A 23,436-nucleotide genomic window follows, 5' to 3' on the forward strand; every position below is an offset into this window, starting at 1 on the left:
GAATGCAACATGAGAACCGTCCCTGTGTTTACGACTCAATGCTAATTTCACCATCCTCGGTAATGACTAAGGTATTATAGCTTTCAAAGGTTTGCATGTTTGTAATTTCGTGTTCTTCAGGTCTAGGGCTTGCGAAGCTTTCCATGTAATGCTGATATAGTTCAGGATTTTTGACAAGGTGATAAAAATAAACCTGTTTACCATCTATCGTATCACTGCCTCTAAACAAACACTTATCGTGAAATTGCCCTTTTAGCCAGGATCTTGCTTCTTCATGATTATCGAATTCAGGCATTTGGTCAAAGAATGACGTAATTTCGTTTGCATCCATCCCTTTGCCGACTCCTTTCCAAAGTTACGAGTTCTAATTAAAGTTACTTTATCCAATCTATGAAAAAATATGAGGCTTTCACTAGGAAACTGCCTAGCAAATAGCAGTGTGGAGTCTTTTCTGTAGGGAGAATTGAAAGGGTTTCCTTAAATTCACTCTATAATGAAAATTGAGAATTTTTCGTATAAAAGGATGGAATTATATAATTTCATGTAGTATATTTGATTTTATTAAGGTTTTCTGTCATGTAAATATTCTAATTTCATCAGGAGTTTGGTTATTATTCAGTGTTAAATGAAACAAGAGAACCGTCCCTCTGTTTCAAAATGGATGGTATAAAACATATAATATTGGAATAAAATTTCAGAAAATTGGGACTTTGAGAGGGGGGATAGTTTGGCTGGCTATATTTTTAGAAGAATTCTAGCTGGGGTTATTACTTTGTTTTTCTTGACTACTATTACGTTTTTCCTTATGCATGCGATTCCAGGCGGGCCGTTTAGTCCTTCGGAGCAGCGGAATGTTCCGATTAGTGTGATTGAAAAGGTTGAAGAGAAGTATGGGCTGAATGAGCCATTGATTGTTCAGTACCTGAATTACTTGAAAAGCTTGGCTCAACTTGACTTAGGCATTTCGTTTAAACAGCCGGATGTCAGTGTTAATGAATTAATTGAACAAGGATTTCCTATATCCGCGAAAGTAGGAATCATAGCAATTATTGTTGCCCTGTTAGTGGGTATTCCACTAGGGATTATTTCCGCTGTTAAGCGGGGAAAATGGGCAGATTGGCTATCTATGATTATTGCAACCATCGGAATTTCGATCCCCAACTTTGTCATCGCCGTTCTTCTCCTATTTTTGTTCGCTGTCGTTTTAAAAATCTTACCAACGTTTGGATTAACGAGCTGGGAGCATTATATCCTGCCTGTTGCCGGTCTTTCTTTTTATCCGATTGCTTATATTGCGAGACTCATGCGTTCCAGTATGCTCGAGGTCATGCGCCAGGATTATATTCGCACCGCAAGAGCTAAGGGTGTCCATGAACTCAGTGTTCTCGGCAAACACGCATTGCGAAATGCCATCATTCCCATCATTACGTACCTCGGCCCTTTAGTGGCGATCCTTTTAACAGGAAGCTTTGTCATTGAAAGGATCTTCTCGATTCCAGGCATTGGCCGGGATTTCGTAACGGGGATTAGCGACCGTGATTATTCGATCATTTTATCGTTAACTGTCTTTTTTGGCGCTTTGATTATCATAGCAAATCTTATTGTCGATATTCTTTATGCTGTGATTGATCGGCGTGTCAAAATCAATGAGTAGGTGGTGATGATGTGAGCCATATATTAAAAGTGACCAAGGATGAGCCATTCCCCAACGATCATTGGCACGATATTCCGGATGAGCTTTTTGAAAGATTAGGAGATTCGAGGAAACGCAATAATGAGGCGATTGTACGGCCACGCAAAACCTATTGGCAGGATGCCTGGTCAAGGTTTCGCAAGGATCCGCTTGCAATGATCGGGTTATGTGTTGTCATTATCATAACGCTGGCTGCGATTATTGGTCCGATGCTTTCACCGTATACATATGATGGGCAAAATTTAGGAAATGGAAATCAGGGTCCTTCTGCTGAACATTGGTTTGGGACTGATAAGTTTGGCAGGGACATTTTTACCAGAACGCTGTATGGAGCAAGAATCAGTTTGACGATTGGGTTTGTGGCGGCTGCGATCAACATGGTAATTGGTGTCATTTACGGGGGCATTTCCGGGTATTTTGGCGGACGGGTCGATATGATTATGATGCGGGTTGTCGATATGCTGATCGCGATTCCTGATCTCTTGTATATCATCCTGATGATGATGTTTCTTGGGAACTCCCTGCAAAGCATCATTATTGCTTTATGTATAACATCTTGGATTGGTACGGCGCGAATTGTCAGATCACAGGTTATTACTTTAAAACATCAGGAATACGCGCTGGCTGCAAGATGTATTGGAGAGTCCAAATCGAGAATCTTATTTAGGCATTTGCTTCCGAATAGTATCGGACCGATTATTGTGACTGTTACGTTTTTAGTGCCTTCCGCGATTTTCTCTGAAGCTTTTCTAAGCTTTTTAGGGATAGGGATTCAGGTGCCGATTGCCAGCTGGGGTACGCTCGTTAACGATGCAATCCCAACCATCTTTACTGAACCCTATCAAATGCTGTTCCCTGCATTAGCGATTAGTGTAACGATGTTTTCACTCAATTTTATCGGTGATGGACTAAGAGATGCGCTCGATCCACGGCTAAAGAAATAGGGGGTGGCAGACTGTGAAATTACTAGAAATAGAAAATTTAAGGACGAATTTTCACATTGATTCCGGAAAAGTTCAGGCGGTCCGGGGAATATCTTTTTATATTGATAAAGGAGAATCGATTGGGATTGTCGGAGAGTCAGGCTCGGGAAAAAGTGTTTCGATGCTCTCGGTGATGGGGCTGCTGCCTGATAACGCGACAGTTGAGGCAGATCGGATGAACTTTGAGGGTGTTGAACTCTTAGATGTCGATCCAAAGCAAATGAGAAAGCTCCGCGGCAATGAGATTGGGATGATTTTTCAGGACCCAATGACGTCTCTAAATCCGCTTTTTACGATAGGCAATCAAATTATGGAACCGATTCGGATTCACTTGAATGTGTCAAAAGCGGAGGCGCGGAGAAGAGCGATTGAGATTTTAAAACTCGTTGAAATACCAAGTCCGGAAAGCCGGTTAAACCAATATCCCCATGAATTTTCAGGGGGAATGAGACAAAGAGTCATGATTGCAATTGCGCTTTCGTGTAATCCCAAATTGCTGATTGCAGATGAGCCAACGACTGCTCTAGACGTAACGATCCAGGCGCAAATTTTAGACCTGATGAAAGATTTGAAAAAGAAGCTTAATACCTCGATTGTGCTGATCACCCATGATTTGGGCGTGGTCGCGAGTATGTGTGAGCGGATTATTGTGATGTACGGCGGACAGATTGTGGAAGAGGGAACGACTCGAGAAGTTTTTTATAATCCTAAACATCCTTATACATGGGGACTGATCCGGTCCTTGCCAAAGGTTTCGACGGGAGAGAAGAAAAAACTGATTCCGATTCCGGGCAGTCCTCCCGATCTACTGGATCCTCCGAAAGGCTGTCCTTTTGCAGCCCGCTGTGAGCACGCGATGAAAATTTGCGAATTACGTCAGCCGCTGGATACAAACGTAACGGATACGCATCGTGTTTCCTGCTGGCTGATGCACCCTAAGGCTCCGAAAGTGGCGAAGGAGGTTGTGGTGTGATGCCGGTGGCGAGTGAGACTTTAGTAGAAGTTAAAAACTTAAAGAAGCATTTTACCTTGACAAAGGGCTTCTTTTCTAAAAAGGCAAACGTGTTAAAAGCTGTTGATGATGTGAGTTTTTCGATTAAAAAAGGTGAAACCTTTGGTCTGGTTGGGGAATCAGGCTGCGGAAAATCAACAACAGGCCGTACTTTGCTAAAACTTTATGAACCAACCTCAGGGCACATTCTCTTTGACAATAATCCAATTGAAAACCTGAAACATAAGGAAATGCTGCCATTCCGTAAAAAAATGCAGATGATCTTTCAGGATCCTTACGCATCATTGGATCCAAGGATGACCGTTGCCGATATTATCGGGGACCCTTTGGACGTCCACAGAATCGCGAAGGGAAAGGAGCGGATCGATCGGATCAATGAATTAATAGAACTGGTAGGCTTAAAAAGTGACCATTTAAACCGGTATCCGCATGAGTTTTCAGGCGGACAGCGCCAGCGGATAGGAATTGCCAGAGCGCTTGCCGTTGAGCCCGAATTCATTGTTTGTGATGAACCGATTTCCGCTTTAGATGTGTCGATTCAGGCACAGGTCGTCAATATGTTGGAGGAGCTCCAAGAGAAATTTGGTTTAACCTATTTATTTATATCACATGACTTGGCGATGGTTAGATATTTATCTCATAAAATTGGAGTCATGTATTTAGGATCCTTGGTTGAGGTCGCGGAAGCTAATGAATTGTATACGAACATGCAGCATCCGTATACAAAGGCATTGTTGTCGGCATCACTTTTACCTGATCCGGATATGGCTGAAAAAAGTGAACGAATCCGTCTCAAAGGGGATATCCCGAGTCCGGTTAATCCGCCAAGCGGCTGTGCATTCCGAACACGCTGTCCATACGCGGTGGGAGCATGCAGTGAAGAGAAGCCGCAATTAAAGGATATAGGTAATGGGCATCAGGTAGCTTGTCATGTTGTTACATAAGCAGTGATCATTTGGTAATAACCAGTCTCATTCATCTGGTTATCATATAAATTTTTAAAAAATAGGGGGAAGACAATGAAGAGAAAAGCTGGTTTAATCCTGACGCTGTTGCTGAGTGTTTTCGTGTTTGTAGCTTGTAGCTCTGACGAGACTAGTGAAAATTCTCAAGATGAGAAAAAGATTATTTATGCCCTGCCAGATGAACCCGAGACCTTAGATCCTACGCTAAACGTGTATTCCCGTTCATCTGTGGTCATGCAAAACCTATTTAGAGGTCTTTACACAATTGGCCCAGAGGGTGTTCCTGTCCCTTCTTTAGCAGCGGAAACGATTGTTGACGAAACAGGAACCAAGTATACTTTTAAAATCCATGAAGATGCAAAATGGAGTGACGGAGAGCCGGTTACTGCCCATGACTTCGAATATTCCTGGAAAAGGGTGTTGAACCCTGACGTGGCTTCCGGTGCAGCTTTTGACTTGTATTATTTAAAGAATGGTCTTGCTTATAATGAAGGAAAAGTCAGTGCAGATGAGGTTGGGGTAAAAGCGGTGGATGAGCATACGCTTGAGGTTGAGCTTGAAAATCCAACTCCATATTTCTTGAATTTGCTTTGTGCGACTTCTTATTACCCAGTCAGACAGGATGTTGTAGAGGGGGAAGAGGAATGGACGAAATCTCCGGATACATATTTAGTGACAGGTCCATTTACGCTGGTTGAAAAGAAGGCGAAGGAAAAGTACGTATTGAAGAAAAATCCAAACTATCTCAATGCGGATAATGTGAAGATTGATACACTTGAAATTGTCTTTATTGAAGCTCCAGAAGCTGAACTTGCAGCTTATATGAATGGAGAAATTGATGTTTCCGATAACCTGAGTGCTGAAGCGATGGCTCAGTATAAAGATTCCCCAGAGTATACGGTTTCACCGCGGATTGGAACCTATTATTTTGATATTAACGTCACGAAAGAGCCTTTTGATGACCCGCAGGTAAGAAAGGCATTTGGAATCTCAATCAACCGTCAGCAAATCATAGAAAATGTGATGCAATCTACCGAAAAACCAGCCTACGGATTTGTTCCATACGGAATGCCGCATGGTGTTCAAACCGATCAGGAATACCGGGATGTCGTCGGAAACCTATTTGAAGAAGATGCAGAAGAAGCAAAACGATTACTGGCAGAAGCGGGATACCCTAATGGGGAAGGATTGCCTGAAATTGAACTCCTGACAATGGCCAGTCAAACTGATAAGGATATCGCTCAAGCGATCCAAAGTATGTGGAAGGAAAACCTTGGTGTTGAAGTCAGCATCCGTACAATGGAATCTAAAGTCTACTGGGATGAACTGTCAAACGGTAACTTTATGATCGCCCGCGATGGCTGGACGGGTGACTACCTCGACCCAATGACAAACTTAACCTTGTTTGAATCGGTTAACACAGCCGATGACACACGCTGGGTCAACGAAGAGTATGATGCCTTATTACAAGAAAACAGGGAAATTCTAGATCAGCAAAAGCGGATGGACAACTACGCCAAAGCCGAAAAAATCCTAATGGATGAAATGTCTGTCATCCCGCTCTACTTCTACGAAGACTCCTTCCTCGTCAAACCGCATGTCAAAGGAGTCCTCAAAAACTACATCGGCCACACATACTTCGAGTATGCGGATGTAGAGTAGGGTCCTGTTACGCCGCGGATTTTTTAGAAGTCAAAATTGACAGTACGGGTCAAAATGTTGTTCTATCGGTCAAAATCCGTTTCTACGGGTCAAAATCCCGTTCCTTTGCCAAAAAGTTTAACGGGGTTTTAATAAAAGAACAATAGAAAGAGGGGCTAGAGGAGGATTCCTTCTGGTTCCTCTTTTCTCTTTGCAATAAGTAGAATTATTGGTAGTTTCTACTATTATATTTAATTTAAAATAGAGGAAAGTCATCTTTTATAGAGGAGTGGTGGAAGGTGAGTGGATTAAAGAAACCAAAAGCAATTAAAACAGGAGACCGGATTGGGTTAATTGCTCCTTCAAGTCCTGTCAGTCGTCCGGATCGGGTCGAGGAATCGGTTAAAAAGCTAGAGGAGTTTGGCTTTGAGGTTACAGTTGGTGATAGCTGTTATGGACGGTACGGTTACCTGGCTGGTGAGGATTCCTTAAGAGCTGAAGATATTAACGGCATGTTTGCCGACCCTAGCATTGATGCTATTGTTTGTATACGTGGCGGATATGGCACTCCTAGAATAATCGATCAGCTAGATTATGAGATGATCGAAAGAAATCCCAAACTATTTGTCGGCTATAGTGATATCACAACCCTGCATATCGCCTTAAATCAGAAATGCAAAATGATTACTTTACATAGCCCAATGCCAGCTTCAGATATGCTCCGTGATTTTGATGAGTATTCAATAAAAGGTTTCCTCCAAGCAATCTCTTCACCAGAACCGTTAGGAGAAATGAAGAATCCGGAAGGGGAGGAAATCCAATGTCTAGTTGCGGGTGTGGCAACTGGTTCAATTATAGGAGGCAATCTGTCTTTAATCGCAGCGACGCTTGGAACCCCCTATGAAATCGATACAAAAGGAAAACTGTTATTTTTAGAAGATATCGACGAAGAACCCTATAGCATTGATCGAATGCTCTCACAGCTTCGGCTTGCCGGCAAATTGGAGGATTGTAACGGGATTATCCTGGGAGACTGGAACAATTGTGTCCCAAGAGATGTCTCGAAACCAAGCTTAACTCTGCAGGAAGTATTTCAAGATTTGCTCGTTCCGACGGGAAAACCTATCATCTGCAACGTCAAAGCAGGCCACTGCAAACCAACCATGACCCTGCCCCTTGGAGTAGAAGCTATTCTAGATGCGGATCAATGTCAATTAACGATTACAGAAAGTGCGACCGTATAGTTCAGGGAGCCAGCCGCCGGGCATTCGGCTGGTACCTGCCACACCCTGAAAATTCTTGTTTCACGCCCATTCTTTTAATCAAACGTTTGTTTAAAAATCATTCTAGTCCTTCATACAATAGTCTTCATAGAATTTACATAATATTTTTACAATTTTTTATCCGTATCTTAACACCCCGGTGGTATAACCTTTATAATGACTAGTATAAATAGGTTATAAGCGTGGTAGTGTTGTAGAAAATCAGAGTTGGGGGCTATCGAAATGATTAAAAAAGCGATCATACCTGCTGCAGGTCTCGGTACAAGATTTTTGCCAGCAACGAAAGCAATGCCAAAAGAAATGCTGCCAATTGTAGATAAACCAACGATTCAATACATTGTTGAGGAAGCAGTTGCCTCTGGAATTAAAGATTTAATCATAGTGACCGGGAAGGGCAAAAGGGCGATAGAGGATCATTTCGATCGTTCCTATGAACTCGAGCAGCGCCTGCTAGAAAGATCTAAAATTGAAATCTATAAGGAAATTAAAAGTATATCAGACATGATCGATGTCCACTATATTCGGCAGAAGGAGCCAAAGGGTCTGGGGCATGCGATTTGGAGTGCGAGACATTTTATCGGAAATGAGCCCTTTGCCGTTCTGCTAGGAGATATTATTATCAACTCAAAAGTGCCATGCTTGGCACAGCTCATTAATACTTACAACAAGTTCAACCAAAGTGTGATCGGGCTAACTCATGTACCAGATGAAGATGTCAATAAATATGGAATCGTAAATCCGTACCATTTTGAAGACGGGTTAAGTCTGATTCAGGATGTGGTGGAAAAACCCCATCAAAAGGAAGCTCCCTCTAACTTAGCTATTTTAGGAAGATATATTCTATCCCCAAAAATTTTTGACCTGCTTGAAAAGCAGGAAGCCGGAAAAGATGGAGAAGTTCAGCTTACCGACGCCATCCGGTCACTCATCGATTTGGAACCGGTGTATGGATTGGAGATACAGGATAAAGTCCTTGATACGGGGAACAAATTAGGATTTATTAAAGCAACGATTGATATCGCGGTTCAGAGGGAAGACCTTAGAACAGATTTAATCGAATATCTTCAAGAGGTCCTTAAGGAAGTCACCATCAATCAACAGAAGGCTAGCGGTATAAATATGTTTTAAAAGGGTGGGTTTATGAGAATCACAGTTGTTGGAACAGGGTATGTAGGCTTAGTGACAGCGGTGTGTTTAGCAGAAACAGGACACAAAGTAACCTGTTTGGATATTGACGAGAAAAAAATTGAACTTCTGCGGAGCGGGAAGTCGCCGATATATGAACCAGATGTCGAAGAGCTCATGCTGAAAAATGCAGACCGTTTAGTTTATACGACTGACCCTTTAGTGGCTTACCAGGGAGCTGAAGTCATCGTGATTGCCGTGGGGACGCCAGAGAAAAAGGATGGGTCTGCTAATTTACGCTACATCTATGACGTAGGAGAGCAGATTGCCAGAATAGTGGAGCATGACTGCGTTGTCGTTGTGAAATCGACAGTTCCGGTTGGAATCAATGATAAGCTTGAAAAACTGATTAAAGAAAATGCGAGAAATTATGTAAAAATTGAGGTTGTCTCGAACCCTGAGTTTTTATCTCAAGGGACGGCAGTCCGGGATACCCTGCATGCGTATAGAATCGTTGTCGGTGTTGAATCGGAGGCGGCTAGTACGGTCATGAAGCGGGTATACGAACGCTTTCATATTCCGATTGTGGTTACCGATAGACGAAGTGCGGAAATGATCAAATACGCAGCCAACGATTTCCTCGCCCTTAAAATTTCATATATCAACGAAATAGCTAACCTTTGTGAAATTGTCGGTGCCAACATCGAAGACGTTACAAAAGGAATGGGGCTAGACCCGCGGATTGGCGATCGCTTTTTAAATGCTGGCATCGGTTACGGCGGCTCCTGCTTTCCAAAAGACACAAAAGCCCTGCACTGGCTCGCTAATTTCAATGATTACGAGATTAAAACAATCAAAGCGACGATCGAAGTCAACGAGAATCAGAAATTGAAGCTCATTAAAAAAGCCCGGAAATACTATGATAGTTTTGCCGGATTAGAAGTGGCCGTGCTGGGACTAACCTTTAAACCGGGAACGGACGACTTACGAGAAGCGCCATCCCTTGAAAACATTCCGATTTTACTAGAAGATGGAGCCAATGTGAGAGTGTGGGACCCAGTCGGAATGGAAAAATACAAGAAGCTGTATCCGGAAGAATTAAAGTATTGTGACATGATTGAGGAAGCGATTATCGGAGCAGATATTTGTTTGATTTTTACCGAATGGGATGATATAAAACAGTTTGATCTAGAGAAATATCGTGAATTAATGAACTCGGCCATCGTTATCGATGGCAGAAATTGCTATCGCTTAGCCGATGCTGAAGAGGCCGGGATTATATATGAGTCAATTGGAAGACCGGTAGTAGAGGTGAAGACTAAGGTACTTGCGTAGGTGAATCGACAGGTGCCTGTCACGCCCTGAAAATTCTTGTTTCATTTGCTATGATAGAGAGTCCTTTGCGGCTCTTTTTTATTTTGCAAGCTTATTGAAAGTTTGAAGTTATATTACGATCTCCGAGGTAAAATAAATTTATTGGCCAGTTTTACATAAAACTTTTTTTACAAAGGAGGAAACTTATCATCCCCAACCCAATTTTGTAACTTTACATCTTTTTAATGAACCAAAAACAGACCCAATGAAAGCGCTGTCACTAGCGATTTGCCTATATAATGAAGACAGGGAGAGGATCAATATGTTAGATGAGCGCGCCACTAATTTATTGCATGTGATTTTATCAAGTCGATTAGTCACGATGAAAGAGCTTGAGGAACGTTTAGATTGTACAAGACGCCAGGTTAGTTATGACCTGCAAAAAATTAACGATTGGTTAATCGATCAGGAATTACCGCCAATCGAAAACAAACGTTCATTTGGACTGATCATTGACAAAAGAGTAAAAGAGCATGTTTCCACAATCCTTCCTAATCTCAAAACAGAAGAATACATTCTTTCCCATGAAGTTCGAATGGCAATAATTTTACTCTCTGCTTTTATGAATGATGAGTATTTGTCTGTTAATCATGTAACCAACATTTTAAAGGTGAGCAGAAATACGGTTTTATCCTATGTCAAACAAGCCGACAGTCACGCCAGCAGGTATGGAGTCTCCCTGCAGTACAATCGGCAGGCTGGCTATCATTTGACAGGGGATGAGATGGCTGTTCGAAAACTGGCTCTAAAGATGCTGTCACGTATCATTCAACAGCAGAATGGAATGACCCTAATAGAAAGAATGGTAGATGAATGTAAAGGGAAAGGGACTTTTCTGGCATGCTTCCAACAGATGCATGCTGCTTTAAGTCAAATGGAAGATAGCCTTCACGTTTCTTATGTAGAGGAGAGAATGAGGGAGCTTGCCGCCTACTTTACTATTTTATTAATCCGTATAAATGTGAGACGGCTGCTATTCTTTCCAAAAGAAATTGTTGAAACCATCCAGGAGACCGATGGTTATGATGCGGTTGAACAAATGATGAAAGACTCACAATTATCTGTTTCTGAGGATGAAAAGATTTATTTAACCATGCTGGTTTTGGGCTTAAACGTTCGTTACGATCTTTATCTCTATCAAAAACCAGATGAAAATGATTTATCTAAGATCATTGATGAGATTATTTCAGAATTTGAGATCTTAGCCTGTGTAACCTTTATCGATCGAGAGCATGCCAAACAGGCACTGCTTATGCATTTAAAGCCGGCGTACTACAGGATGATATTTAATATTCCAATCACAAATCCTTATTTAAATAAAATCAAGGAAGAGCATCTGGACCTTTTTAATTTGGTGAAAAAGTCCTTGAAAAAGTTGGAGGAAGCAGTTGGCTCCACAATTTCAGAAGATGAAGTGGGGTACATTACCCTACATTTTGGTTCGTTTTTAACCGCACAGGGACTTCCATTTAGAAGGAAGCGGAGTATTATTGTTTGTCCAAGCGGAGTAGGAACTTCTAATCTATTGAAACGGGAAATTGAACAGCTTGTACCTGAAATAGAAATTGTCAAAGTTATCTCTATTCGTGAGTTTAATGAAAAAATTGAAGATGAATTTGATTTGATTTTTTCAACGGTCATGCTGCAAACGAAGAAACCATTACTCGTTGTTCAACCCATTTTAACCGCGCTTGATAAAGCAAAAATTATACAAGAGGTAGATGTGGTTTTACAGGGTTCAAGACCTAATACTCCAAATGTTCATCAATTAATTGAAGTAATCAAGCTTTTTTCAACTGTACATGATGAAAAAGGGCTTTATACGGCAATCACGAATGTACTTACAGGAAATATGGCTAAAACTATTGGGAGGTATAAGCCCGTGTTAAAGGAATTAATCACAAAAGAAATGATTCAAGTAGTTGATTTTGTTGAGAGTTGGGAAGAAGCTATCAGGCTTGCTGCCAATCCTTTGCTTGAAGCTCATTCAATCAACGGAGAATATGTCGAAGCCATGATTAAGAATGTCATGGAAATGGGAGCATATATCGTTTTAACGCCAAAGGTTGCACTTCCGCATGCAAGACCGGAAGAAGGAGTTAAAAAATTGGGAATGAGTTTGTTAAAGCTTAATCAGCCAGTTTCCTTTTCCGAGGGAGATCCAGACAAGGATGTAAATATCATCATTGTTTTAGCTGCAACTGATAATGAAACGCATTTAAAAGCTTTGAGTCAACTTTCTGAGCTGCTTGAAGAGGATGAAAATATCAATGAAATATTAAAGGCTTCTAATGCTGATTCTATCATTCCTTTAATATATCAATACAGTTAATGAAGGAGGTATTTGATCATGTTAAGTATTGTTACAGTATGTGGAAATGGAATAGGGAGCAGTTTGTTATTAAAACTAAAAATTGAAGAAATATGTGCTGAAAACGGCATTAAAGCAACTGTTGAGTCCTCTGATTTTAATTCAGCAAAAGGACGCAACTGCGATTTGATTGTCACCATTGGAGAAATGGCAAAACAATTCGATGAAAGCCAAAAGGTTGCCGTTATTCGAAGCTATATTAACAAGAAAAAGATTCAAGAAGATATATTAGAAACCCTTAAAGTATTAGATCAGGCAAAGCAATAATTTTTATGATTCATTATCTTACTATTAGCAATTATAAAACTCTTATATAGGGGGATCATTATGGATTTTTTTACAGGGGTACTTGAATTTTTAAAAGATGTCTTGTCTCAACCCGCGCTTCTCCTTGGTATTATGGCCTTTATTGGATTAGTTGCCTTAAGAAGTCCAGGTCATAAAGTCTTAACGGGAACGCTTGGACCTATTCTTGGTTATATCATGCTAGGAGCAGGTGCTGATTTTATAGTCACTAACTTAGATCCGCTTGGAAAAATGATTGAAAAGGGCTTCAATATTCAAGGGGTTGTTCCAAATAACGAGGCAGTTGTCGCGACCGCTCAACAAATTCTTGGCGTTGAAACCATGTCTATCCTTGTTTTAGGACTTGTATTAAATGTAGTTTTTGCCCGTTTTACAAAGTATAAATATGTTTTTTTGACTGGACACCATAGTTTCTTTATGGCCTGTCTGCTATCCGCTGTTTTAGGTGCAACCGGTATGTCAGGCTGGCTGTTAGTTGTAATTGGCGGCTTCTTCCTAGGAGCATGGAGTGCGATTTCACCAGCTATCGGACAAAGATATACATTAAAGGTTACTGACGGTGATGAAGTAGCCATGGGACACTTCGGAAGTTTAGGCTACTATCTATCTGCCTGGGTTGGAAGTAAAGTTGGAAAACCTGAAGATAGTACAGAAAACATTAACATTCCGGAAAAGTGGAGCTTTTTGCGTAATACGACAATCGCAACTGGTATTACCATGATGTTCTTTTATTTAGTAGCAGCCATTGCAGCTGGTTCTGAATTCGTTTCAACTTTATCTGGCGGTATGTCACCTTATCTGTTTGCGATTATGGGCGGTTTGAAGTTTGCGATCGGGGTTGCCATTGTTTATTCAGGTGTTCGGATGATTTTGGCTGACTTAATTCCAGCCTTCCAGGGTATTGCCCAAAAGATTATTCCAAATGCTGTACCAGCAGTCGATTGTGCCGTGTTTTTCCCATATGCGCAGACTGCGGTGATTATCGGTTTTGTATGTAGCTTTATTGGCGGCGTTATTGGAATGGTAATCCTAGGCTTTATCGGTGGAGTTTTAATTATTCCTGGTCTGGTTCCACACTTCTTCTGTGGAGCAACAGCAGGTATTTATGGGAACGCTACTGGAGGACGTAAAGGTGCGATTATCGGATCCTTTGTAAACGGATTGGCGCTTGCATTCTTGCCAGCTTTATTACTCAGACGATTTTACGGTAATGGAGGAAGAAGCCAAGAAGATCGCAAGCTGGGGAAGTAATGTTTATATCAAAATTCCAATTATGAACTCTCAAGGGGAGTCTTCGATTCCACTAATTCATAAGCTATCTAGACTTGGATATTCATTGAATATCACGGCGATCTTAACTCTGGATCAAGTACGGGAGACGGTCGATGCTTTTGTATCAGGAACCACCAATATCGTTTCGGTTTTTGCTGGAAGAATTGCAGACTCTGGAGTGGATCCAGTTCCATTGATGAAAGAAGCAGCAGCCATCTGTCTTGAAAAAGAAGGAACTGAACTGCTCTGGGCCAGCCCAAGAGAACTATTGAATATTTTTCAGGCTGAACAATGCGGATGTGATATTATCACCTGTACCCCAGCCATCTTAAACAAAATGCCGAACGTCGGCAAAAGCTTAGAACAAATCTCACTCGAAACCGTCCAAATGTTTAGCCGGGACAGCCAAGCTCTGGGGTATTCGATTGTATAGGTGAATTCGAAGGGTGCCAAGCAGCCCCGAAAAATCTAGTTTCACAAGAATTTCACAGAGAATAGTCAGGAGGGTCATTGAGACTCTCCTTTTTTAATTTGGCAGGTGATTCGATGGGGGTATGCCCCGATTTCAAGCATTCTTTTTTATATGGAGAGATAAGTTTGGTATAGTAGTCTTAATCACATTTTTAAGGAAGGGATTCTATATGGGTTCCATGACGAATTTGCCTCCATTTATAAAAAGGGAAATTGAACAGCTAGAAAAAATAGTTTCCCCATTAGCGAAAAAGGTTTCTAAATATGCGTTGTTCTCTTTTCCGCTCATTACAGTTTCGCTCTTTAACCTGTTTTTCCTGCTGTTTTATATACCAAATAGCCAAAACATGATCTTTAGCATCGTTCTCTATGCCGTGCTCGGTGCTTTAGGCTTTGCGCTTTTAAAAGAAGTCCGGGCACAGAAGAAAGAAATTCAAAAAATGAGTACCGATTATATCATTGACCGGATTAACAAAAGTGACATCACTTCAGATAGCCGTAAACAAGAGTATATAAAACGGATTCAACAGCAGCCGCTTGTTACAATCAATCATTTTGTTGAGTTTCTGGTCGAAGAAGACCAGCGCGCGAGCCGTTTAGAAGATTAGAACAGCACCCTTATTCGGTGCTGTTTTATTTTTAATAAAATTTTTGTAAAAAAATATAGGTATAAGTGGACGTTTAATTTGTATAGCTTTATAGTTATGATGGAGAAAAGGCAATTAAAAAGGCGTGTCACGAATGGATTCAGGAACAATTCTAATTATAACCCTATCAACGATTACGATTATAAATATCATCCTTGCTGGAGTTCTTATTTTTATAGAACGGAGAGATGCTGGGTCAACTTGGGCTTGGCTAATGATATTATTTTTCCTGCCGATTGCAGGTTTCTTTGCCTATCTGTTATTTGGCAGACAATTAAAACAGAAGAATTTCTATAATCTATCTGCGGAAGAACGAGAATCGTTTAAGCTTGCGATTGATGAACAGGTTGATGAAATCAAGTCGAGCGAAAAGTTCCGCAACAACCGACTTTTAGCAAAACACTCGCAATTATTGTTAATGAATTTAAAATCATCGACTTCGATTGTAACAACTGATAATGAAGTTGAAATTTTTAGCGATGGCCAACAGAAGTTTAATGCTTTATTTGAAGATATAAGAAATGCTAAAAAGGAAATCAATATTCAGTATTACATTATTCAGCGCGATGCTTTAGGAAAAAAACTGCGGGACGAGCTAACCCAAAAGGCAAAAGCCGGTGTGAAAGTCCGTGTTCTTTACGATGAAATCGGATCAAGAAGAATGAGCCGCGGTTTTTTTAAAGAACTGATTGAAAACAATGGGGAAGTGGAGGTTTTCTTCCCGTCCTATCTAAAATTTATTAATCCGCGGATGAATAACCGAAATCACCGAAAACTCTGTATTATAGACGGCAAAGTCGGCTATATCGGCGGTTTTAACGTCGGGGACGAATACTTAGGGAACAATAAAAGATTCGGCTTCTGGCGTGACACACACCTGCGGGTGACAGGGGAAGCTGTAGACCACCTGCAAGCCCGGTTTATTTTAGACTGGAAACAGGCTACCCGGCAAAAAGAGACTCATTATGAAGATTTCTTATATACGACCGTACGCAATACCGGGAGGTCCCCGATTCAAATTGTGGACAGTGGACCGAACTCGGATACAGAGCATATTAAAAATATGTACATTAAGCTTATTTTAACGGCGAAAAAGCAGGTTTTAATCCAAAGCCCGTACTTTATTCCAGATGCGAGTTTTATGGATGCCTGTAAAATTGCGCTGCTTGCAGGGGTAGATGTCCGGATTATGATACCAAATAAACCGGATCATCCGTTTGTGTATTGGGCCACCTTGGCTTACTGCGGGGAATTATTGTCATACGGGGCTAAGGTATTAATTTATGAAAATGGGTTTATGCATGCGAAAACGATTGTCGTCGATGGTGAAGTCGCTTCGGTTGGAACGGCTAATATCGATACACGCAGTTTTAAGCTGAACTTTGAAGTAAATGCCATCATATATGATGAAAAAGTAGCGCAGAAGCTCGAAGGTCTGTTTATGGAAGATAGTGAAAAGAGTACAGAGCTGACGCAAGAAAGATACAGAGAGAGATCAAGTTCCATTAAATTTAAAGAAGCGATATCGAGGCTGTTGTCGCCGATATTGTAGGAAACATGGGGACGGTTCTCGCGTTTCTTTCGTTTCGCGAAACGAAAGAAACGCGAGAACCGTCCCTTTGCTTCACTTTTATATTTTTCTTTGTGATAAGATGAAGAAAAACGGACTTTCTAGAAAGGGCTGGGCCTTTGTATGATTTATCAGTTAAAGATTACGTTAAGGCGGACAAGTCCCCCCGTATGGCGCAGAATTGAAGTGGATGATAGGACATCTTTTCGCTCTCTCCATAAATTAATTCAAATTGCTTTTGAATGGTATGACTATCATTTTCACGAATTCCAGGTTAGAGATCCCTATGGACCAAAATCAACTCGGTTTATTGAAAGCCGCATCGTAATAGGAAACCTTGAGACTGACATTGACTATAAATTTTATGTCGATCAAGTTTTTGATGAGAACCATGCATTTCTATGTGACTGGCTGATTCGTGAAAAAGATAAGTGCATGTATGTATATGATTTCGGGGATTACTGGGAGCATGAAATTCTATTAGAAAAAATTAAACCCGCCGAAGAAAGAGATAGTTATCCGCGCTGCACAAAGGTAATGAGAGGAGCGCCTTTAGAGGATAGCGGCGGCATTTTAGACAAAGAAATCGAAATTGATGAAAACGATGAATTAGATCGAATTAATATGGATTTTGCATGGCTTTATATGGGGATGGATGTTGGGAAATAAAGAGTAAGCGCAGAAATCGTTTGGCGGTTGTTTTTTAAATATTTATCTGTTAAATCTTGCATTCTATTTTGCTAAAGTATTCTATTTTTCTACAAGAATTTCGGCTTGGTTTTTAAACGAATGTTTGTTTAAACAGGCTGGGGTTAGGTGTGAAACCAATGGATTAGTGATTTTTTGATGTGAACCTTTTGTTTGATTTTGGCTTTTGGATTTTAATAGGGAATATCAAAATTATTGTTGTATTTTTACACTAAGGTGAGGAAATTTGCTATGGAGACCAATCTATATTTTGTTAGACATGCTCATTCCATTTATACACCGGAAGAGTTAGAGAGGCCTTTGTCTGAAACAGGAGTGAGAGATGCCGTTCGGGTCACTGAGTTTCTAAAAAAAGAGGTCATTGATCAGGTTGTCTCTAGCCCGTATAAAAGAGCGATGCAAACAGTAGAAGGGATCGCGAGTTTTATAGGAAAAGACATTGAAATTGTCGAAGATTTACGAGAACGTACGCTTAGCGGGAAACCGGTTGAAGATTTTGATGGTGCGATAACTCGAGTTTGGCAGGATCCGAATTTTTCATGGGAGGGTGGAGAGTCCAATTCTGTGGCTCAAAAAAGGGGTGTCGGCGCAACCCTGCTTTTACTGGAAAATTATCGGGGGAAAAATATTGTTGTAGGAACGCATGGGAATCTCATGGTTCTGATCATGAGTAATTTTGATCCATCATATGATTTTCAGTTTTGGCAAAACCTCGAAATGCCGGATATTTATCAAATGACATTTGCGGGGAATGACTTGGTAAAAGTGAGGAGAATTTGGGAAAAGAAGTAATGCTTAGGTGAAGATTAAGCCTTACTTCTTTTCTTTTATTCTGACGGATGGAGGAGCGGGGCTTCGTTTTCCAACTGGCGGATTCTTTCCATTATTCTTCGTTTTCGATACAGCATCGTACCTGCTTCCGATATGTCCTGAAGCATGGAACGGTTATTGAAAGCACCGAAAAGGATGCCGGCAATCGGAATCATTTGAAAGAATTTTTTCCATCCGTACTGGTCGCGGTATGTATAAATGACTTCACGCCACCCTTGGAGCTGGGAAAGCATCTCTTTCGACTCTGTTTCCCTATTATAAAAATGGGATAGTTCATTTAAAATCGCCTTTTTACCGACAATATCTGCTGAGGAGAACTGGAGACATTTGACGATAAACACCCGTTCACTTTTTTCATTGGGGTCATATCCATGGATAATCGCAATTTCCTGAAGGGTCTTTAGCGAAAGGCCAAGCAGGGCCGGGATATCAATCGCTAGCGTAAAAATCCCGCCAATTCCAGTTGTGGCACCTTGAACAGTGGCCAATTTAATTCTGTTTTCCGCTAATTCCTGACTCGTTCTCTCCATTACCTCTAACGGCAGCTTTTCAACATCGGCAATGCTCTCTAGCGGAGTTCCTGCCTGTTTTTCGAGCGCTCGTAAAATCTGCTTTTCCGAAGTTAAATACTTGCCTCCCGTTGAAATATAATTCCCCAGCTCATCCAGCAAAACCCCAATTTTCTTATGTATAAACTTAGGCGTAATCTTATCCAGCAGCTTAAACGGAAGTCGCCCAATCCGCTCCCAAAACCACAGCCCGCTCTGATCCTTCTCCCACTTCTTAATTTTTTTCAACTCATCCTGTAATATTTCCATCTGTTCACTCGACAAAAGCTGTCACCACCTGAATTTTCTAGATTCACAAATATTGTTCCACGGCTTGTCTGAATGTATTTTAGCATAATGGAGGGGGGAAAGCTTAATGGGGGCTTGTGACGGGTTTAGAAAAAAGAGGAGCTGAGTTATGGATTTTGGTGTGGAGTCCGGTATTTTGGTGTTGAGTCCTGAAAAACGGGAGCTGAGTTCTGAAAAACGGGAGCCGAGTTCTGAAAAACGGGAGCTGAGTTCTGAAAATATGTGCTGAGTTCTGATAAACGAGTACTGAGTTCTGAAAAACGGGAGCCGAGTTCTGAAAAACGGGAGCTGAGTTCTGAAAATATGTGCTGCGTTCTGATAAACGAGTACTGAGTTCTGATAAACGGATGCTGAGTTCTGAAAAACGTGAGCTGAGTTCTGAAAAACGTGTGCTGAATTCTGAAAAACGGGAGCTGAGTTCTGATAAACGAGTACTAAGTTCTGATAAAGGGGAGCTGAGTTCTGAAAAACGGGAGCTGAGTTCTGAAAAACGGGAGCCGAGTTCTCATAAAGGGGTGCTGAGTTCTGAAAAACGGGTGCCGAGTTCTGAAAAACGTGAGCTGAGTTCTGATAAACGAGTACTGAGTTCTGATAAACGAGTACTGAGTTCCGAAAAACTGAGAGTTTAGTTCCGATAAACGGTGCTAATTTCCGAAAAACGAGGTGCAGAGTTCAAAAAAGAATGCTAAGTTCGAAAAAAAGAGTCCGGGTCTCAATCCGTGGCGTGAAGCATCCTAGTCGTGACAGGCACGCCCAGAACCATAAAAACGATTTATTCAGAATATATTGACTTGTAAGCGGTTCCCTAAGTATAATAGGTTTTAAGTTTGTTAGGTTAACTAACTAACTTTGTCCAACCTAAAATTAACAAAACTTTTCCAACCCGGAACCAAAGCGTGTGGGAGGCTGGAGATGAGAGCAGTGGCAAATAATAAGGCGAGTCCGAAGCTGGTAAAGCAGATGAATCGTCAGATGATTTTAAGTGAATTGAAAAGCAATCCGCGTCAGTCGCGCGCAGACATTGCAAAGCAAACGAAGCTAAGCCGGCCTTGCGTATCGGAACTGGTCAAGGAAATGATTGATGAGGGACTGATCCTTGAAGTCGGTCCAGGTGCTTCAACGGGCGGGAAGCGGCCGATTTTACTCGAGTACAATGTGAAATCCAATTTTGTACTGGGCGCGATGATTGCGAACAGTCGTCTTTCTGTGATACTTGCTGATATGCAAGGGGAATGGATTGATCTCGTTCACCGCGATTTTACAATTCCAACCGATGGGCATTTTATCGTACAGCTCATAGAGACGACAGTTCGAAAATTGTTAACCAATCAGCAAGTCTCTCCTGAAGATATTTTAGGCATGGCGATTGGAATTCCTGGGATCACCTCGACAACTCAACAAAAGATTGGATTCTCACCAGGGGTGGATTGGGAACAAGTGAACTTAGTGGCAGAGCTGTCAGACAGGCTTTCGATTGAAGTCGTCGTTGATAATGATGTCAACATGATGACGATTGGTGAGTACCACCGCGGGTTTGGCGTAAATGTTACGGATCTTGTTTATATGTTTGTTGGTAATGGGGTTGGAAGCGGCATTATTTTAGATGGGAAGTTTCATAAAGGCTCACATAGTGCAGCCGGTGAAATTGGTCTCATGCGGCTCGGAACCGATTCAAGGAAAAGTGCAAGTATGGGTGTTTTTGAGAGTAACTATGGCTTACTTGGAATTCGGGCAAAGCTCCAAGAAAATGGTCTTTCCGTTCAGCAAAATCAGTCCCTGCTCGATTACTTGCAGCAGACTGAGGCTGTCAATGATGTCGCCAAATCGATTTTACATGAAGTAATCGACCACTGGGCGGCCGCGGTCATCAACCTTTCTAGTATTCTAGATCCGCAAATGATTATATTATCTGGTGAGATGGCGATGTTAAATGAAAAGTCATTCAAGCAGTTTACCAGAATTATAGAAAGCCATTTACCGGAAACACCGGAAATCAGAGTCACCACTCTCGGTTCTAAAGCAGGCTTACATGGAGCTGTACATTTGGCATTAGAGAGCTTCTCGCAAGCCGGGCTTCTGAATAAAAATCGTTTACATATGTGAAGGGGGTAAAAACATTGAAGTTGAAAAAATGGCTCATTTTAGTTGTAGCTGCAGTCATGATGTTTTTAACAGCGTGTAGCTCCGAAAGCAGTAATGGAGGTAACGGAGAGGGAGAAGGAGAAACAGGAGAAGGCGGATCTGGCAAACTAGTCATCTATACGGCCCGTGATCAGACGATTGTAGACAAGGTCGTTGCGATGTTTAATGAAAAGTATCCAGATGTCCAAGTAGAAGTATTAACGATGGGGGCGCAGCAAATTTTAGAGCGGGTTCGGGCTGAAAAAGCCAATCCGCAAGCAGACTTTTGGTGGGGCGGAACCCAATCTGCACTGATGACAGCTGCAGATGAAGACTTGCTGGAATCATTTAAACCAAGCTTTGATGAGTTTATTAAACCTGAACATAAGGATTCTGAAAATCGCTGGTATGGGGAAATGCTGCTTCCAGAGGTCATCATGATTAACAGCGATGTGTTAACCAAAGAATCAGCACCACAGGACTGGGACGATCTGCTTGATCCTAAATGGGAAGATGAAATCATTATCCGCGGAGTATTAGCTTCCGGAACTATGAGAACCATCTATTCGGCCATGATTTTCCGTCAGGATCAGAGCGATCCTGAAAAAGGGTATGACTGGCTCCGTCAGTTAGATGCCAACACGAAAGAATATGCACAAGATCCTACTAACCTTTATTTAAAATTAGCGCGTCAAGAAGGAACGATTTCGCTTTGGAACTTGCAGGACATTTTATTGCAAAAATATGAGCACAACCAGCCATTCGATTATGTCTATCCAGAAAGCGGAGCGCCTATTCTTGTTGATGGCGTAGGTCTAGTCAAGGGTGCGAAAAACATAGAAAATGCGAAGCTGTTCTATGAATTTATTTTTGACCCTGAAGTAAGAACGGTTCTTGCACAAGATCTATATCAAATTCCAACCCGTACAGACATCCCAGAGGATCAAATGCCAGATTGGTATAAAGAGCTAGACCTTAAAGAATTAGATATTGATTGGCAAGTAATGGCCGAAAAAGAAACAGAATGGATGCAATATTGGGACGAAAATATTAAAAGCCAAAACTAAAAAGCTTAAAACTTAACAGGGTGAAGGTTCTTCACCCTGTTCTACATAAGAGAGGTGTCAACATTGAAGGGTGTCAAGCTTGAACATGTAACAAAGACATTTGGAGCTGTAAAAGGCGTTGAAAATGTCGATATCAATGTGAAGCCGGGGGAGTTTTTCACGTTTCTCGGCCCCAGCGGCTGCGGAAAAACGACGACGCTCCGGATGATTGCAGGCTTTTATTTTCCATCGAGTGGTAAAATTTATTTCGATAATCAGGATGTTACGAATTTAAAGCCGGATAAGCGCAATATTGGAATGGTATTTCAAAACTATGCGCTTTTTCCCCATATGACGGTTTTTGAAAATATTGCATTTGGACTCCAGGTGAGGAAGCTCTCAAAAGCAGAGATCCAAGAAAAAGTAGAACGGGCTCAGAAGTTAGTTCATTTGGATGGATACGGGCACCGGAAAATTACAGAGCTGTCTGGCGGACAGCAGCAGCGGGTGGCGCTTGCGCGGGCACTTGTCATAGAGCCAGATATTCTGCTTCTTGATGAGCCGCTTTCCAATCTTGATGCAAAGCTTCGCGAGGAAACGAGACTGGAAATTAAACGGCTCCAGGTCGAGCTTGGCGTTACAACAATTTACGTAACTCATGACCAAACAGAAGCAATGGCGATGTCTGACCGGATTATGGTTATGAATAAGGGTGAGGTTCAGCAAATCGGAACTCCACAGGAAATCTACAATAAGCCGGTCAACCATTTTGTCGCATCCTTTATTGGAGAATCCAATTTAATAGATAGCGAGATTATTGAAGTAAATGGCAATGCCGTAACGGTAAAAATCGGGAACGGGACGCTGTTAGCAGGGAATAAAAACAATGCAGCACCAAACACTGATTTTACAAAGGGCAATAAAATTAAGCTCTCGATTCGTCCGGAAGTGATTGTCCAAGGTGACGGAACAAATTCTGTTACTGGTGAGATCCAGCTTGTAGAATTTACGGGTGTGAGCATCAACTATATTGTCAAAGTAGCGAGCGAGATGATCAAGGTAATGATCATTAATAAAGGAGAAAAAATTCTCGACCGTGGCGATTCCATTACACTTCGAATTCCTGAACATGGAATCTATTTTATAGGCGAATGAAGGTG

The 23,436-nt window shown here is 41.4% G+C and carries 21 protein-coding genes; 19 read left to right on the forward strand and 2 right to left on the reverse strand.

The window, feature by feature from the left end; all coding sequences use genetic code 11:
* Positions 1 to 28: 28 nt before the first annotated feature.
* A complete protein-coding gene (locus CRO56_RS02710) occupies positions 29 to 331 on the reverse strand; it encodes a hypothetical protein (protein ID WP_097157038.1) in 303 nt (100 codons plus the stop codon).
* 396 nt (positions 332 to 727) lie between these two features.
* Here CRO56_RS02710 and CRO56_RS02715 point away from each other — a divergent pair, with 396 nt between their 5' ends.
* From CRO56_RS02715 to CRO56_RS02790, 16 genes are all read left to right on the forward strand, one after another.
* A complete protein-coding gene (locus tag CRO56_RS02715; protein ID WP_097157039.1) occupies positions 728 to 1,654 on the forward strand; it encodes an ABC transporter permease in 927 nt (308 codons plus the stop codon).
* Between the two features lie 11 nt (positions 1,655 to 1,665).
* On the forward strand, positions 1,666 to 2,637 hold the full coding sequence (locus tag CRO56_RS02720) for an ABC transporter permease (protein ID WP_281257276.1): 972 nt from the start codon (positions 1,666 to 1,668) through the stop codon (positions 2,635 to 2,637).
* Between the two features lie 13 nt (positions 2,638 to 2,650).
* Positions 2,651 to 3,649: an ABC transporter ATP-binding protein gene (locus CRO56_RS02725; protein WP_097157040.1), complete on the forward strand. Its 999-nt coding sequence runs from the start codon at positions 2,651 to 2,653 to the stop codon at positions 3,647 to 3,649.
* 5 nt (positions 3,650 to 3,654) lie between these two features.
* Entirely contained in the window at positions 3,655 to 4,632 is a 978-nt protein-coding gene (locus tag CRO56_RS02730) for an ABC transporter ATP-binding protein (protein ID WP_425427170.1), read from the forward strand.
* Positions 4,633 to 4,707: 75 nt separating this feature from the next.
* Positions 4,708 to 6,315, forward strand: coding sequence for a peptide ABC transporter substrate-binding protein (locus CRO56_RS02735; protein ID WP_097157042.1), 1,608 nt, complete (start codon positions 4,708 to 4,710; stop codon positions 6,313 to 6,315).
* Between the two features lie 278 nt (positions 6,316 to 6,593).
* Positions 6,594 to 7,538: a S66 peptidase family protein gene (locus tag CRO56_RS02740; protein WP_097157043.1), complete on the forward strand. Its 945-nt coding sequence runs from the start codon at positions 6,594 to 6,596 to the stop codon at positions 7,536 to 7,538.
* Between the two features lie 255 nt (positions 7,539 to 7,793).
* Positions 7,794 to 8,705, forward strand: a complete 912-nt coding sequence (gene galU, locus CRO56_RS02745) for a UTP--glucose-1-phosphate uridylyltransferase GalU (protein WP_097157214.1) — start codon at positions 7,794 to 7,796, stop codon at positions 8,703 to 8,705.
* A gap of 12 nt (positions 8,706 to 8,717) precedes the next feature.
* On the forward strand, positions 8,718 to 10,037 hold the full coding sequence (locus CRO56_RS02750; RefSeq protein WP_097157044.1) for a UDP-glucose dehydrogenase family protein: 1,320 nt from the start codon (positions 8,718 to 8,720) through the stop codon (positions 10,035 to 10,037).
* A 301-nt stretch (positions 10,038 to 10,338) separates the two neighbouring features.
* On the forward strand, positions 10,339 to 12,408 hold the full coding sequence (locus tag CRO56_RS02755) for a BglG family transcription antiterminator (RefSeq protein WP_179714146.1): 2,070 nt from the start codon (positions 10,339 to 10,341) through the stop codon (positions 12,406 to 12,408).
* A gap of 18 nt (positions 12,409 to 12,426) precedes the next feature.
* A complete protein-coding gene (locus CRO56_RS02760; protein ID WP_097157046.1) occupies positions 12,427 to 12,714 on the forward strand; it encodes a PTS sugar transporter subunit IIB in 288 nt (95 codons plus the stop codon).
* A 60-nt stretch (positions 12,715 to 12,774) separates the two neighbouring features.
* Positions 12,775 to 14,004 carry a PTS ascorbate transporter subunit IIC gene (locus tag CRO56_RS02765; RefSeq protein ID WP_097157047.1) on the forward strand — a complete coding sequence of 410 codons (1,230 nt, stop codon included), beginning with the start codon at positions 12,775 to 12,777 and terminating at the stop codon, positions 14,002 to 14,004.
* A complete protein-coding gene (locus CRO56_RS02770; protein ID WP_097157048.1) occupies positions 13,964 to 14,458 on the forward strand; it encodes a transaldolase family protein in 495 nt (164 codons plus the stop codon). The genes CRO56_RS02765 and CRO56_RS02770 overlap by 41 nt, the downstream gene beginning before the upstream one ends.
* A 208-nt stretch (positions 14,459 to 14,666) precedes the next feature.
* Positions 14,667 to 15,104, forward strand: coding sequence for a DUF5392 family protein (locus CRO56_RS02775; RefSeq protein WP_097157049.1), 438 nt, complete (start codon positions 14,667 to 14,669; stop codon positions 15,102 to 15,104).
* A 133-nt stretch (positions 15,105 to 15,237) separates the two neighbouring features.
* Complete coding sequence (cls, locus tag CRO56_RS02780) at positions 15,238 to 16,695, forward strand: cardiolipin synthase (RefSeq protein ID WP_097157050.1); 1,458 nt, start codon at positions 15,238 to 15,240, stop codon at positions 16,693 to 16,695.
* Between the two features lie 141 nt (positions 16,696 to 16,836).
* Complete coding sequence (locus CRO56_RS02785; protein ID WP_097157051.1) at positions 16,837 to 17,382, forward strand: plasmid pRiA4b ORF-3 family protein; 546 nt, start codon at positions 16,837 to 16,839, stop codon at positions 17,380 to 17,382.
* 270 nt (positions 17,383 to 17,652) lie between these two features.
* Positions 17,653 to 18,213 carry a histidine phosphatase family protein gene (locus CRO56_RS02790; RefSeq protein ID WP_097157052.1) on the forward strand — a complete coding sequence of 187 codons (561 nt, stop codon included), beginning with the start codon at positions 17,653 to 17,655 and terminating at the stop codon, positions 18,211 to 18,213.
* 35 nt (positions 18,214 to 18,248) lie between these two features.
* Here the strand turns inward: CRO56_RS02790 and CRO56_RS02795 are convergent, their stop codons facing one another.
* Positions 18,249 to 19,070, reverse strand: a complete 822-nt coding sequence (locus CRO56_RS02795) for an EcsC family protein (RefSeq protein WP_097157215.1) — start codon at positions 19,068 to 19,070, stop codon at positions 18,249 to 18,251.
* 951 nt (positions 19,071 to 20,021) lie between these two features.
* Here CRO56_RS02795 and CRO56_RS02805 point away from each other — a divergent pair.
* The 3 genes from CRO56_RS02805 (at position 20,022) to CRO56_RS02815 (ending at position 23,431) form a co-directional block, all read left to right on the forward strand.
* A complete protein-coding gene (locus CRO56_RS02805; RefSeq protein WP_097157054.1) occupies positions 20,022 to 21,212 on the forward strand; it encodes an ROK family transcriptional regulator in 1,191 nt (396 codons plus the stop codon).
* A gap of 56 nt (positions 21,213 to 21,268) precedes the next feature.
* Entirely contained in the window at positions 21,269 to 22,297 is a 1,029-nt protein-coding gene (locus CRO56_RS02810) for an extracellular solute-binding protein (RefSeq protein WP_097157216.1), read from the forward strand.
* Between the two features lie 63 nt (positions 22,298 to 22,360).
* Positions 22,361 to 23,431: an ABC transporter ATP-binding protein gene (locus tag CRO56_RS02815; RefSeq protein WP_097157055.1), complete on the forward strand. Its 1,071-nt coding sequence runs from the start codon at positions 22,361 to 22,363 to the stop codon at positions 23,429 to 23,431.
* Positions 23,432 to 23,436: the final 5 nt, after the last annotated feature.

This window comes from Bacillus oleivorans (genome assembly GCF_900207585.1).
In the GTDB taxonomy this organism is placed as follows: Bacteria; Bacillota; Bacilli; order Bacillales; family JC228; genus Bacillus_BF; species Bacillus_BF oleivorans.